Origin of the sequence: Streptomyces beigongshangae, assembly GCF_019710745.1 — a bacterium.
GTDB lineage: Bacteria > Actinomycetota > Actinomycetes > Streptomycetales > Streptomycetaceae > Streptomyces > Streptomyces beigongshangae.
In genome coordinates this window covers 223,249-236,144 of the sequence record NZ_JAHKJW010000004.1, presented here as the reverse complement: position 1 = coordinate 236,144, position 12,896 = coordinate 223,249, and the positions used below count along the sequence as shown (strand labels likewise).

The following is a 12,896-nucleotide window of genomic DNA, read 5'->3' as shown; positions in this document are numbered from 1 at the left end:
GACGGGCGAAAGCGACGGGTGGGGTCGGCGACGGGGGCGCGCCGGTCTGTTCGTGCGCGGGACGCACTCCGGCACACCTCCGATGGCCCACGACAGGGTCGCAGATGACCGGCCGGTCGGTGAGAATCAGGAACGAAGGACGCGACCGGGTCGTCCGCGCCGCGCGCCCGCGGAAGGACGCATCCGCACACCCGCCCGGACGGCTGCCGCGGAGGCGAGGACCGCTTCCAGCACCCTCGTAGGCAAGAGGACCACCATGATCGCTCTGGTCGACCCCCTCTCCAGCGGAGTCTTCCTCTCCTCCGCGCTCAGGGAACGCGGTCAGGAGTGCATGCACCTGTACGGGAAACGCTTTTCGCGAACAGCCAGGAGCGACGCGAGCGCGCCCGTCCTGATCATGAGCGGCACCACGGCGGACACGGTGGCCGCGCTGCGCGACCGGGACATCCGGCACGTCGTTCCCGGCAGCGAGTTCGGCGTCGCGGCGGCCCATGACCTCGCGGCGGCCCTGAACCTGCCGCGCAACGAGGACGGTACGGCGGCCGCGCGGCGGGACAAGGCCCTGATGGGCGAAGCCCTGCGGAGGGCCGGGATGCCCGGTGCGGGGCAGGCGACGGTGGAGACGGTGGACGACCTGACCGGGGCACTGCGGCGCCTCGGGCTCCCCGTGGTGGTGAAGCCCAGCCAGAGCTCCGGCAGCGACGGTTGCAGGGTGTGCTGGTCGGAGACAGCGGCGGTGACCCACTTCCGGGACATTCACCGGCGGATGAACCTGGTGGGCCTGCCGAACGACAGGATCTTCGTACAGGAGTACCTGCCGGGCGAGCAGTACGTGGTGACGACGGTGAGTCTGGACGGCCGGCACGTGGTGTGCGAGGTGGCGCGCAACGTCATCGAGGAACTCGACGGCCTTCCGGTGCGCCGGTACAACGTCAGCTGCCCGACCCTCGGGGCGGCCGAGCGGGACGTGGTGTCTTACACCCTCGGTTGCCTGGACGCTCTGGGCATCCGTCATGGCGCGGCCAACGCGGACGTGCGCCTCACCGGTGACGGCCCGCGCCTCGTCGAGGTCAACGCACGCATCCTGGGGCCCGTGCTGCACCCCGATCCGTACTTCGCCGCGTTCGGCGGCAGTCAGCAGCACCTGCTGGCGGAGAGCCTCGACGACCCCGCGTCGTTCAGGGCCCGTTCCTCCCTCGCCTACGCTCCGCCACAGGTGATGGGCAAGGCGTTCGTGCGTTGCTGGGAGTCCGGGGTCCTGACGGCGGTGCCGGGTCTGTCGTCCGTACGCCGGCTCCCGGGTTTCCACAGCGCGCGGGGGCTGCCGCGCGTCGGGCGGGCGATCCGGCAGAGCACCCTGACCAAGGGCAGGACGGGGATCGTCTACTTCGTCCATCCCCAGGAGTCCGTGGTCCGGCGGTCTCTTGAGGCACTGCGGGAGATGGAGGACGAAAGGACCCTTTTCCGCGTCACGCCCGCACCCGTACTCACACCTGTACTCACACCCGCGCCCGCGCCGGCAACGGGAAGTGGTGGCCCATGACCGACGTGTTCTCCTCCCTGGCCACCTGTGACCGCGAAACCACGCGGCAGATCGCGTCGGTGCTGCACTGCCGCAGACAGGACCCTGACCAGTACCGGATGCTGCGGCGTTTTCTCGCGGCCGTCGACGTCACCGCCGGACCGCTGCTGGAGATCGGCTGCGGTTCCGGTGAACTTCTCGCCGACCTCGCCGACCGCGCGCCCACCACCACCGTCGTCGGCATCGACCACAGCGTCGACCTCCTGAGGATGGCCGGCCGATCGGGCGGAGCGGCGGAGAACATCAGGCTCCTGGCCGCCGACGCGCACCGGCTGCCGTTCGCCGCCGAGTCCTTCCCGACGGTCCTCATGTACACGCTGCTCAGCCACACCCCGGACATCCGCTCGGTGCTCCGGGAGGCACACAGGGTGTGCCGCCGGGGAGGGCAGCTCGCCGTACTGGACGGCGACTACGCGTCGACGGACTTCTCACTGGGCCCGCACGATCCGCTGAACGCGTGCGTGGCCGCCTGGCGTGCCCGGTACGTCGTCAACACGCACGACCTGCGAGCCCTCCCGCGCCTGCTGGAGGCCGCGGGATTCCAGCTCGTGCGGACGGGTGCCCACAACTACACGGCGACGCACTCGGCCTACGCGTACACCATCGTCGACCGGGGCGTGGACACGATGCTCGGCAGCGGGACGATCGGCGAGGACCTCGCCCGCTCGCTGAAGAACGAGGCGCGGCGCAGGGCGGACGACGAAGGGTTCGTCGGCAGCATCACCTACCGCTTCGCGCTGGCCCGCAGGCACCCGTCCCCGTCCGCCGCCGGTACGGCGTCCCCGAGAGCCTAGGAGCCGTGCATGCGTATCTGCGTCGTGGGCGGGGGCACGGCCGCGGCATGCCTCGTCATGGCCCTCGCCCGTGCGCTCGGTCCACGGGACGTCGACCTCGTGATCGTGGAACCCTCGGACCGGCTGTGGCGCGGCAGGGCGTACCGGGCGGACCGTGACGAGATCGTGGTGAACGCCCCGCACACCATGATGACGCTGGACCCGAACGATCCGGAGCACGCCCGGCGGTGGCTCGCCCGTCACCACGACGGGAGCCGCACCGCCGGACTGTGGACGCAGGAGGTCTTCCCACCGCGGCACGTCTACGGCCGCTACCTGGAGGAGACCCTCTCCCGGACCCTGGACGGACTGACGGCCGCCGGCTGGCGTGTCAGGTGGCTGCGCCGACGCGCCACGAGTGCCGCGCCCGACGGCGCCGGGGCACTGGTCGGTCTGGAGGACGGGAACACCGTCCCGTGCGACCACGCGGTGCTGTGCGTCGGGGACCCGGCCGGGTACGACCCCTACGGACTCGCCGGTCACCCGTCCTGCATCAGCCGGCCCTATCCCGTGGTGTCCGCCCTCGGCGGCGTTCCCCCGTCGGCCTCCGTGGCCGTCATCGGCTGCGGGCTCACCGCCGTCGACACCGTCCTGGGACTGCGGGCCCAAGGGCATCGGGGGCGGATCACCCTGCTCTCCCGGGACGGCATCCTGGCCGCCGTACGCCGCCCGCGCCAGACCGGGCGTCCCACGGTGCTGACCCCGGACACCGTCCGGGACCGGCTCGGACACCCGTCCTCGCCCCTGCGGTTGTCCGCGGTGGTCGCCCTGGCCCGGAGGGAGGCACTCCTCGCCGGGGCCACGCCAGGGCAGATCGGCGCCGAGACGTCCCTGGCGGACTGGGGGCTGGGACGGGTGCGCCGGCAACTCGCCGACCGGGAAAACGTACGGGACGTCGACTGGCTCCAGGTCACCACCTGGGCCCTGATCACCACCGTGCACCAGTGGTGGCCGGCGCTGCCCCGCGGCGATCGGCAGCACTTCCTGCGCCGCTACCACCGGCTGTGGGCCAGTTTCACCTCCCCCATGCCCGCCGCGACGGCCCGCACGCTCGTCGGGATGGCCGACAGCGGCCAGTTGCGCGTCCTGCGCGGCCTTGAGGACGTCACGCCCGCGGAGCGGGGATTCCTGGTCAGGGCGCAGCACCGAGCCGTGGGGGCCGATGTCGTGGTCACCGCCGCGACGGCGGCGCCGACGGCCCGTACGGTCGCCCCCGCGGGCGCCCACGAGCTGATGGACGCACTGAGCCGCAACGGGTGCGGACAACGGCACCCGGACGGCGGCCTGCGCGTGGAGCCGGACACCGGGCGCCTCCTCGACCGGAGCGGCAGGCCCCAGCGGTCGCTTCTCGCCCTGGGTCATCTCACGAGCGGCACCCACTACTACCTGTCCGGCATACCGATGCTCGTGTGGCGCAGTGAAGCCATCGCCGCGGCGATCGCCGCCGACTCCTCGACCGGCGTGGCATCGCGGTCACCGGGTCTGCTCACCCCCTGACCGCACGACCAGGAAGATCGGCGTCGACCATAACCCTCAGCCCGCCGCGCGGAGTTGCTCCCGGGAGCGGCAGTCCCGGCAGCGGCCGGGTTGCGCCGCGCGGAACCCCCGGTCGCAGCCGTCGCAGTTCCGGACGGACACGGCTGCCGGACGTACTGAAGGTGCTGCGCTCCGGGGAGGGGCGGGCAGCGGAAGGGGAGTTTCCCTGAGCCGGTAGGCCAGGATGCCCGACGGGCGTCCGAGGAACCGCTCCGGGAGTCGTGTGGTGAGGTGGTCCGTGATGTGCGTGGGCAGGAGCCCGGCCGCGAGCCAGCGGCTGACGGCCGGGGCGAGGCGGGCGGCCTCCTGCTCGGACAGGACGAGGCGGGGGTCGACCCGGCGCAGGGCGGCGAGTACGGCGATGGCCCGGGGGTCGGCTTCGGCGAGGGCCGGCGGGGGCGGTGTCTCCGCCTGCTCCTCCTCGACCGGCGCGGCGGCGGGCTGCCGTCGGGGGCGAGACGGCTTGGGCGGCTCGGGAGGCCCGTCCGGGTCTGGGTCCAGCTCCGGGTCCGGCTCCGGGTCACCGCCGGGGACGTCGTAGAGGTACGTCCGGGTGCGGACCTGTCCCGTGGGCGTTCGCTCGCGGCGGCGTTCCAGGTATCCGGCCGCCTCCAGTTCCCTGAGCGCCCGCGAGATCAGGATCTCGCCCTCGTCGAAGTGCTCGCACAGGGTGGTGATGGTCACGGAGGAGCCGTCGGGCAGGGAGGAGATGTACGCCGCGACGCCGACCGTGACCGCGCTGCCGCGTCGCTGGGCGAGGGCGTTGGAGATCACCGTGAAGTCTGCGGTGAGGCGGGTGCGGACGTGGATCACGCCGGAGGTCGGTGCTCCGGCATCGGCGCGCAGGAGCGCGTTAGACTGCGATTCAGCCATCGGGAAGGTGCTTTCTTCCTGAGAGGTCAGGCCTTCGGTCAGGACGCCAATCCTGGCCGGGGGCCGTTTCTGCTTGCCCTTGTCGCGGCGAACGTAACCGTCCGCATCCCGCCCCTGCAAGCCGGTCACCCGGACGGGTGACGCGGGCTTCGCGGCCGGGGAGGGTGGGTGGGCGGGAAGTTCTTTCCCCCGGTTCTTTCAGGAGGTCAGCGGCCCGCCGGACCCTCGTGGACAAGGGGCCGGTGAGCTCGGAGCCCGGCCTTCAACTCGCCTATGAAGGCGGCCCAGGAGGCGGCTTCGAAGCACAGCGCCGGGCCGTAGGCAACCTTGCTGTCACGGACCGGGACGACGACCTGGAACCCGTCGGCCACCTCCACGCAGTTGCCGCCCTCCTGATTGCTGTAGCTGCTCCTGCGCCAGCCGACGTCGTTCGGAGCGGGACGGGATGTTCGAACCACGGCAATCGCCTTCCGTCGGTTCTTTCAGGGGCCAGTGGCCCGCCGGACCCTCGCGGACAAGGGTCCGGTGAACCCGGAACGCGGGCGGTGGCCGGAGCCCGGCCGCCTCAGGGGCGGTGGTGCGCGGCCTTCAACTCGCCTATGAAGGCGGCCCAGGAGGCGGCTTCGAAGCACAGCGCCGGGCCGTAGGGAACCTTGCTGTCACGGACCGGGACGACGGACCGGAGCCCGTCGGCCACCTCCACGCAGTTGCCGCCTGCCTGATTGCTGTAGCTGCTCCTGCGCCAGCCGACGTCGTTCGGAGCGGGACGGAATGTTCGAACCACGGTAGTCGCCTTCCATCGTGGACCGGATCATGCCGAGCGACATGAGCGGGGGCAGGGCTACCGCCCGTAACCGATCGTAAATCACCTTGTAGCGAGTAACGTTGACTGGTTCTTCGATGAGTTGGCCGTAGTCCGATCCCTCCGTGTAGGCCACTTCCAGACCGTCCGGCAGGGTCAGGATGGTCAGCGAACCACCCATGGCCTCATGTCCACCCTGGTCGAACGGCAACACCTGCACGGTGATGTGACGATCTGCCGCCACGTCGAGAAGTCGCGCCAACTGCGCACGCATCACGGCGTTCCCGCCGACCGGACGCCTCAACACCGACTCGTCCAGGATCACGCACAGCTCCGGTCGGGCGGGCGAGCCAAGACGCGCCTGCCGCCCCATTCGGGCTGTGACACGCTCCTCCAACTGCGCTTCGCCGTCCAGCAGGGCATCCAGGCCCAGGACAGCCCGCGCATAGCCCTCCGTCTGCAAAAGACCCGGCACCACATGCGCCGCGTATTCACGGACGACCACCGCCCGCTCCGCGTACTCCATGAACTTCCGCGACCAGTCCGGGAACGCCTCCCGGTACACGTACGGCCACAGCTCGACCAGCAGGTCGTCCGCGCCCAGGGCCCTGTCCAGCGCCCGCGCCAGGTCCAGCGTCGGTTTCGCCCCGGACGCCCGCTCGATCTGCGTGATCCGCGTACTCACCACATGCGTTCTGTCGCCGAGTTCGGCCTGGGTCAGTCCGGCCGCCGTACGGAGTCTGCGCACCCTCGCCCCGAACAGCGCCGCCATCGACGCGCTGGGGTCAATTCCATTGGCCAAAGCGTCACTTCCGTTCCTTACCGGCTGAAAAGTAAGCCTGTGTCACCTGTCGAGCGTAGGACGCCTGGACGATCCTTGAGCACGGAAAGTGACAACACAAGCACGGTGCGGAACGGCACCGGGCTCGACAGACGAGGACGGACAGGCCGTGCTGCCAGGAACGACCACTTCCGAGGACGAGCCACGACAGGGCGCCGCGTTCGCCGAGCAGTTCGCCTGCTCCCCGCGAGACGCACGGCTCGCCCGGCGGCTCGCCGTCCGGCGCATGGAGGAGTGGGGCCACCCGCCCGCATCGGACGCGTCGCGCACGGTCGCCCTCGTCGTCGGCGAGCTCGCGGCGAACGCGGTGCAGCACGGCCGGGTCCCCGGACGCGGCTTCGGGCTCCGGCTCGACCTCGACGCGACCGCGGGCCTGGTGCGCGTCGAGGTCGCGGACGCCGCCTCCGCGAAACGGCCGCCCGCGGCCCCGCCCTCGTCGTACCCCGAGGGCGAGTCCGGCCGGGGCATGCTCCTGGTGGACGTCCTGGCCGTGCGGTGGGGGACGGCGCCCCGGCACCCCGTGGGCAAGACGGTCTGGGCGGAGGTGCTCGTCGGGACTTCGGCCCACCTGTGACATCGGTGGAGGGAACGCGGCGGGAGCGGAGGGAGGAGCGGGGATGTCCCGACCCGCTCGGACACGCGGTGCTCGCGTCCGGAGCGTTTTGCACGCAATGTTCTGATGTGAATCCTGCCGTCCCCGTGTCGCCCACACACGCGCCCGCCGCCGTCGCACATCCCGCTCCCGCCGTCGAGAGCCCCGCCCGTTCCCGCCGGGTCCCGGCCGCGACGATGGGTACGGCCCTCGGGCTGTTCCTCGCCGCCCGGCTGCTGGGCTGCGCGGCCGTGGCCCTGGTCGCCCGGGGGACCGGCGGGCAGCCGGTGACGGTCCTGCTCGGGCGGTCCTGGGACTCCCTCTGGTACCTGCGGATCGCCGAGGAGGGCTACGGGCAGACCCTGCGCCCCTATCCCGGTCTCGTCCAGAGCGACCTGGCGTTCTTCCCGCTCTACCCGGGGCTGTTACGGGCCGTCACCGAACTCACCCCGCTCGGCGGTACCGGCGCGGGCCTGCTGGTCTCCTGGACGGCCGCCGGGGTCGCCGCCTGCGGGATCCACGCCATCGGGGTCCGGCTGCACGACCGGGCCGTCGCCACCGCCCTCGTCCTCCTGTGGGGGCTGCTGCCGCACTCGGTCGTGCTGTCGATGGCGTACACGGAGCCGGTGCTCACCGCCTTCGCCGCCTGGGCGCTGTACGCCGTCCTGACCGGCCGCTGGCTGTGGGCGGGCGCCCTGGCGGCGTGCGCGGGACTGGCCCGGCCGAACGGGTTCGCCGTGGCGGTGGCGGTGCTGGCGGCAGCGGCGTACGAGTGCTGCCGCCAGCACCGCGGGGAGGTCGCCCACAGGGTGTGGGCGGGCGCGGTGCTCGCACCCCTCGGCTGGGCGGCGTACGTGCTGTGGGTGGGGCGGCGACGGGGCGACCCGCTCGGCGGGTACTTCGAAGTGCAGCGGCAGTGGGGCTCGCGCTTCGACTTCGGCCTCGACGCGCTGCGGTCCGTACGGCGTCTGCTGCTGGAGGGCGGCCCGCTGGTCCTCCCCGTGTCGCTGGCGACCGTGGCGGCGGCCCTGCTGCTGTACGGGCTGCTGGCCGCGGACCGCGCCCCCCTGCCGCTGCTGGTCTACGCGGGCGTGCTGCTGGCCGTCGCGGCGGGCGGCGCCGGCTTCTTCCAGTGCAAGCCGCGGTTCCTGCTGCCGGCGTTCCCGCTGCTGCTGCCCCTGGCGTGCGCGCTGGCGCGGACGGCGAGAGCCCGGCCGTGGCACGCGACCCTGGTGGTCGGCGCCCTGGCCGGGCTCTCGTTCGCGTACGGGGCGTACCTGGTCGTGCTCGCCGACAGGCCGCTGTGAGGACTGCTGACTACTGGACTACTGGACTACTGGTCCTCTTCGGGCTTCTCGGTCCCGTCGATCTCCTGCTCCAGGCCGAGCTGCTCGACGAGCCACTTGTCGAACTCGATGGCGGCCCGCACCCAGCTCACCGTCGACGACACGAAGTGCTCCAGGCTCACGCCCGTGCCGATCAGCATCTGCGCCTCGCCGATCAGGCGGACGGTGCCGTCGTCGTGCGTGTGGCTGTAGACCTTGGGCCACAGCGTGCGCCGGTTCCAGTCGTCGATCGATTCGAGGATCTGCTGCTTCTCCTCGATCTGGTGCGGCCGGTCGTAGAACGTCCGCACCGAGAAGACCTGCTGGTCACCCTCGCCACGGAACATGAAGTACGTACGGAACTGCTCCCACGGCGCCGCGAGGTCACCCTCGTCGTCGACGACGTACTTCAGCTCCATCTGGTCCAGGAGCTGCTTCACAAGGTCCTGGTCCGGGACGACGGGGCCGGCCGGTCCGCCGGGGTTCGGCTCTGGCTGGCCCCCGAAGTTCGGAATCGAGGACGGGTCGATGCTCACCGTGATTTTCCCTTCGTACGGATTCCGCCATCCTCTCCCATGCGGGGCGGGGGCCCGCAACCCCCGCCCCGGCCGGTGACGGAATTCCGCTCAGAGCGTCTTGCCCGGCGCCGGGCCGGTCACCGGGCCTTCCTGCGGTTCCGCGCCCGGGGCCGTCGCCGGGCCGACGATCAGGTCCGTGCCGAACGCGTCCACGCGGACCGTGTCGCCGTCCTTGACCTCGCCCGCCAGGATCTCCTTGGCGAGGCGGTCGCCGATGGCGGTCTGGACGAGGCGGCGCAGGGGCCGGGCCCCGTACGCCGGGTCGTTGCCCTCCAGCGCCAGCCAGGCCAGCGCCGCGTCCGTGACCTCCAGGGTGAGCCGGCGCTCGGCGAGCCGCTTGGCGAGGCGGCCGACCTGGAGCTTCGCGATGCGCTCCAGTTCCGGTCCGGTCAGGGCCGAGAAGACCACGAGGTCGTCGAGCCGGTTGAGGAACTCCGGCTTGAAGGAGGCCCTGACCACCTCCAGGACCTGTTCCTTCTTCTGCTCCTCGCTCGTCAGGGGGTCGATCAGGAACTGGCTGCCCAGGTTGGAGGTGAGGACCAGGATGGTGTTGCGGAAGTCGACCGTGCGGCCCTGCCCGTCGGTGAGGCGGCCGTCGTCCAGGACCTGGAGCAGGACGTCGAAGACCTCCGGGTGGGCCTTCTCGACCTCGTCCAGGAGGACGACGCTGTACGGGCGCCGGCGGACCGCCTCGGTGAGCTGGCCGCCCTCCTCGTAGCCGACGTAGCCGGGGGGCGCGCCGACCAGGCGGGCCACGCTGTGCTTCTCGCCGTACTCCGACATGTCGATGCGGATCATGGCCCGCTCGTCGTCGAAGAGGAAGTCCGCGAGGGCCTTGGCCAGCTCGGTCTTGCCGACGCCGGTGGGGCCGAGGAAGAGGAACGAGCCGGTCGGGCGGTCCGGGTCGGCGATGCCGGCGCGGGTGCGGCGCACGGCGTCGGAGACGGCCTGCACGGCCTCGTTCTGGCCGATCAGGCGGCGGCCCAGCTCCTCCTCCATGCGCAGCAGCTTCTGCGTCTCGCCCTCCAGGAGGCGGCCGGCGGGGATGCCGGTCCAGGAGCCGACCACGTCCGCGATGTCGTCCGGGCCGACCTCCTCCTTGACCATGAGTTCCTGTACGGCGGCCTCCTCCTCGGCCTCGGAGGCCGCCTCCAGGTCCCGCTCCAGGGCGGGGATCTCGCCGTAGAGGAGCTTGGAGGCCGTGTCGAAGTCGCCGTCGCGCTGGGCGCGCTCGGCCTGGCCGCGCAGTCCGTCGAGCTTCTCCTTCAGCTCGCCGACGCGGTTGAGGGACTTCTTCTCCTTCTCCCAGCGGGCGGTGAGGCCGCGCAGCTCCTCCTCCTTGTCGGCGAGGTCGCGGCGCAGCTTCTCCAGGCGCTGCTTGGAGGCCGGGTCGGTCTCCTTGTCGAGCGCGAGCTCCTCCATGCGCAGCCGGTCGACGACGCGCTGGAGCTCGTCGATCTCGACGGGCGAGGAGTCGATCTCCATGCGGAGCCGGGAGGCGGCCTCGTCGACGAGGTCGATGGCCTTGTCGGGCAGGAAGCGCGAGGTGATGTACCGGTCGGAGAGGGTGGCCGCGGCGACGAGCGAGCTGTCCGCGATCACGACCTTGTGGTGGGCCTCGTAGCGGCCCTTGAGGCCGCGCAGGATGGCGATGGTGTCCTCGACGCTCGGCTCGGCGACCAGCACCTGCTGGAAGCGGCGCTCCAGCGCCGGGTCCTTCTCGATGCGCTCGCGGTACTCGTCGAGGGTGGTGGCGCCGACCATGCGCAGTTCGCCGCGGGCGAGCATGGGCTTCAGCATGTTCCCGGCGTCCATGGCCGAGTCCCCGCCGGCGCCCGCGCCCACGACGGTGTGCAGTTCGTCGATGAAGGTGATGATCTGCCCGTCGGAGTCCTTGATCTCCGCGAGCACGGTCTTGAGCCGTTCCTCGAACTCGCCGCGGTACTTGGCGCCGGCGACCATCGCGCCGAGGTCGAGCGAGACGAGCCGCTTGTCCTTGAGGGACTCGGGCACGTCGCCCTTGACGATGCGCTGGGCGAGCCCTTCCACGACGGCGGTCTTGCCGACGCCGGGTTCCCCGATGAGGACCGGGTTGTTCTTGGTGCGCCGGGACAGGACCTGTACGACGCGGCGGATCTCCTGGTCGCGGCCGATGACGGGGTCGAGCTTGCCCTCCCGTGCGGCGGCGGTGAAGTCGGTACCGAACTTTTCGAGTGCCTTGTACTGGCCCTCGGGATCCGGGGTGGTCACCCGGCGCCCTCCCCTGCTCTTCTCGAACGCTTCCAGCAGCTTCTCGGCGCTGGCCCCTTGCCGCGAGAGTACGTCTCCGGCGGCGCCGCCCTTGGCGGCGATGCCGATGAGCATGTGCTCGGTGGAGAGGTACTCGTCGCCCAGGTCCCTGGCCCGCTCCGACGCGTCGGCGATGACCGCCAGCAGCTCGCGGTTGGGCTGCGGCGGGGCGACGGTGGAGCCGGTCACGCTGGGCAGCGCGCCCAGGACGCGCTCGGTGCCGGTGCGGACGGCGGCCAGGTCGGCCTCGACCGCGACCAGCAGGTCGGTGATGTTCTCGTTGTCCTGCCCGGCCAGCAGCGCGAGCAGCAGGTGCGCGGGGGTGAGGTCCGGGTGGCCCTCGGACACGGCCCTGCTGCTGGCCGCGTTGATCGCGTCCCGGCTCCTGTTCGTCAGCTCGGCGTCCACGTTCGCGTTCTCCTCCTCGTACCCGTGCCTGCACTCGTGTCGCGTGCACCCGTGCCGTTGTACCCGTGCCGTAGCGCCTGTGCCCCGGGGTGGCGTACCCGGCGGTGTCGGCTGACCCGAACAACGTACACAAAGTTGAGTCTATTCCACTCAAGGGGGTTGCGGGAGGCGTACGGTTCCGCCCATGGCCTCGTACCCCGTGAACCCGCGCGATCCCGGCGACCCGTATCTCGGCTTCTGGCGGGAACGCCACCTGTGCACCCTGACCACCCTCCGCCGCGACGGCACCCCGCACGTGGTGCCGGTCGGGGTCACCTACGATCCGGAGGCCGCCCTGGCCCGGGTGATCGCGAACAGGTCCAGCAGGAAGGTGCGGAACGTGCGTGCCGCCGGGCCCGGCGGCACCACGGTGGCCGTCTGCCAGGTGGACGGGCGGCGGTGGGCGACGCTGGAGGGGCGTGCGACGGTCTCCGGGGACCCCGGACGGGTCGCGGAGGCGGTGCGCCGCTACGCCGAGCGCTACGGCAGGACGCCCGCGCCCAACCCGGACCGGGTGGTCGTCGAGATCGCCCTGACCTCGGCGATGGGGAACGTCTGACCAGGGCGGAGTCCACGGGAAGGGGCCCGCGACGGGGTCCCCGGGAGCGGGAGGCCGGTTTTTTCCCTTGCGCGGAACGGGCGCAGGCTGAAACATGCCTGGAGTTGAAGCATGCCTGGAAACTACAGCGGCGTCACCGTGTTCAGGTCACGGTGACGCCGCTGCGGGGGGAAGCGCCTGAGCGATTTACAACGACGGGGGAATCGCTTCAGGCACTGCGGGGGGTGGCTGAGATGGTTCGTACGGCCGGGGCCGCGGGCTCGGGCAGCCGATGGTCGCGCTGATCGAGGTTCACAAAGATCATTCCGTACCGGATGGCACACCGCACCGGCTGCGGCGCCCCCCGGGGCCGTCGCAGGCAGCGGTACGCCCGTACGTCGTCGTCGTCGTTCCGGGTCACCACGACCGGCTCCCCGAAGACGGTCACCATCAACGAGTCACCGCTGTGGGGGATGGCGGTGGCCAGGTCGATGAAGTGCCAGCCGGAGCGGTAGGCGGTGGCCATCTCCCTGCGGAAGGAACGGTCGTCGGGAGGAGTCGTCATGTCAGCCCCCGACACCGTCGTCCGCACCGATGGGAGGTGCGGGCCAGGTGCTGTCACCGGGCGACTTGGCCGCGGACGGCCACGTACTGTCACCG

13 protein-coding genes are annotated in these 12,896 nt (G+C 71.5%); 6 read left to right on the top strand and 7 right to left on the bottom strand.

From position 1 onward, the window contains the following. Nucleotides 1-256: 256 nt before the first annotated feature. Genes KM933_RS05070 through KM933_RS05060 form a run of 3 tightly spaced genes read left to right on the top strand, consistent with a single transcriptional unit; the run spans nt 257 to nt 3,912 of the window. A complete protein-coding gene (locus KM933_RS05070; protein ID WP_221348560.1) occupies nt 257-1,543 on the top strand; it encodes an ATP-grasp domain-containing protein in 1,287 nt (428 codons plus the stop codon). After that, nucleotides 1,540-2,376, top strand: coding sequence for a methyltransferase domain-containing protein (locus tag KM933_RS05065; protein ID WP_221348559.1), 837 nt, complete (start codon nt 1,540-1,542; stop codon nt 2,374-2,376). Before KM933_RS05070 ends, KM933_RS05065 begins: the two co-directional genes overlap by 4 nt. A gap of 9 nt (nt 2,377-2,385) precedes the next feature. Next, entirely contained in the window at nt 2,386-3,912 is a 1,527-nt protein-coding gene (locus tag KM933_RS05060; RefSeq protein ID WP_221348558.1) for an FAD/NAD(P)-binding protein, read from the top strand. 36 nt (nt 3,913-3,948) lie between these two features. On the opposite strand, the gene KM933_RS05055 is transcribed toward KM933_RS05060, so the two are convergent. The 4 genes from KM933_RS05055 to KM933_RS05045 all read right to left on the bottom strand — a co-directional run bounded on the left by KM933_RS05055 (nt 3,949) and on the right by KM933_RS05045 (nt 6,398). Further along, a complete protein-coding gene (locus KM933_RS05055; protein WP_221348557.1) occupies nt 3,949-4,824 on the bottom strand; it encodes a hypothetical protein in 876 nt (291 codons plus the stop codon). A gap of 206 nt (nt 4,825-5,030) precedes the next feature. Next, nucleotides 5,031-5,282: a DUF397 domain-containing protein gene (locus KM933_RS40195; RefSeq protein ID WP_221348556.1), complete on the bottom strand. Its 252-nt coding sequence runs from the start codon at nt 5,280-5,282 to the stop codon at nt 5,031-5,033. A gap of 107 nt (nt 5,283-5,389) precedes the next feature. Beyond that, the gene (locus KM933_RS39000; protein ID WP_430727280.1) at nt 5,390-5,521 is read right to left on the bottom strand and encodes a DUF397 domain-containing protein; all 132 of its coding nucleotides are present in this window, start codon (nt 5,519-5,521) and stop codon (nt 5,390-5,392) included. After that, nucleotides 5,484-6,398: a helix-turn-helix domain-containing protein gene (locus KM933_RS05045; protein ID WP_221348590.1), complete on the bottom strand. Its 915-nt coding sequence runs from the start codon at nt 6,396-6,398 to the stop codon at nt 5,484-5,486. The genes KM933_RS39000 and KM933_RS05045 overlap by 38 nt, the downstream gene beginning before the upstream one ends. A gap of 178 nt (nt 6,399-6,576) precedes the next feature. On the opposite strand from KM933_RS05045, the gene KM933_RS05040 reads away from it, so the two are divergent. After that, nucleotides 6,577-7,041 (top strand): ATP-binding protein, encoded by a 465-nt coding sequence (locus tag KM933_RS05040; protein ID WP_221348555.1) that lies wholly within the window; start codon nt 6,577-6,579, stop codon nt 7,039-7,041. A gap of 125 nt (nt 7,042-7,166) precedes the next feature. Then, nucleotides 7,167-8,366, top strand: coding sequence for a hypothetical protein (locus KM933_RS05035; protein WP_430727279.1), 1,200 nt, complete (start codon nt 7,167-7,169; stop codon nt 8,364-8,366). 26 nt (nt 8,367-8,392) lie between these two features. Here KM933_RS05035 and KM933_RS05030 read toward each other — a convergent pair whose 3' ends face one another. Together KM933_RS05030 and clpB are read right to left on the bottom strand one after the other, a co-directional pair. Beyond that, the gene (locus tag KM933_RS05030; RefSeq protein WP_221348554.1) at nt 8,393-8,920 is read right to left on the bottom strand and encodes a YbjN domain-containing protein; all 528 of its coding nucleotides are present in this window, start codon (nt 8,918-8,920) and stop codon (nt 8,393-8,395) included. 90 nt (nt 8,921-9,010) lie between these two features. Further along, nucleotides 9,011-11,659 (bottom strand): ATP-dependent chaperone ClpB, encoded by a 2,649-nt coding sequence (clpB, locus tag KM933_RS05025; RefSeq protein ID WP_221348553.1) that lies wholly within the window; start codon nt 11,657-11,659, stop codon nt 9,011-9,013. Nucleotides 11,660-11,843: 184 nt separating this feature from the next. Between clpB and KM933_RS05020 the strand changes: the two genes are divergently transcribed. Then, nucleotides 11,844-12,257 (top strand): pyridoxamine 5'-phosphate oxidase family protein, encoded by a 414-nt coding sequence (locus KM933_RS05020; protein ID WP_221348552.1) that lies wholly within the window; start codon nt 11,844-11,846, stop codon nt 12,255-12,257. A 208-nt stretch (nt 12,258-12,465) separates the two neighbouring features. On the opposite strand, the gene KM933_RS05015 is transcribed toward KM933_RS05020, so the two are convergent. Continuing rightward, nucleotides 12,466-12,801 (bottom strand): Rieske (2Fe-2S) protein, encoded by a 336-nt coding sequence (locus KM933_RS05015; RefSeq protein ID WP_221348551.1) that lies wholly within the window; start codon nt 12,799-12,801, stop codon nt 12,466-12,468. Nucleotides 12,802-12,896: the final 95 nt, after the last annotated feature.

Excerpts from the sequence above, each read along its gene's own strand:
- KM933_RS05070 (WP_221348560.1), top strand. The coding sequence starts at position 257 with ATGATCGCTCTGGTCGACCCCCTCTCCAGCGGAGTCTTCCTCTCCTCC.
- KM933_RS05065 (WP_221348559.1), top strand. The coding sequence starts at position 1,540 with ATGACCGACGTGTTCTCCTCCCTGGCCACCTGTGACCGCGAAACCACG.
- KM933_RS05060 (WP_221348558.1), top strand. The coding sequence starts at position 2,386 with ATGCGTATCTGCGTCGTGGGCGGGGGCACGGCCGCGGCATGCCTCGTC.
- KM933_RS05055 (WP_221348557.1), bottom strand. The coding sequence starts at position 4,824 with ATGGCTGAATCGCAGTCTAACGCGCTCCTGCGCGCCGATGCCGGAGCA.
- KM933_RS05045 (WP_221348590.1), bottom strand. The coding sequence starts at position 6,398 with ATGGCGGCGCTGTTCGGGGCGAGGGTGCGCAGACTCCGTACGGCGGCC.
- KM933_RS05020 (WP_221348552.1), top strand. The coding sequence starts at position 11,844 with ATGGCCTCGTACCCCGTGAACCCGCGCGATCCCGGCGACCCGTATCTC.
- KM933_RS05015 (WP_221348551.1), bottom strand. The coding sequence starts at position 12,801 with ATGACGACTCCTCCCGACGACCGTTCCTTCCGCAGGGAGATGGCCACC.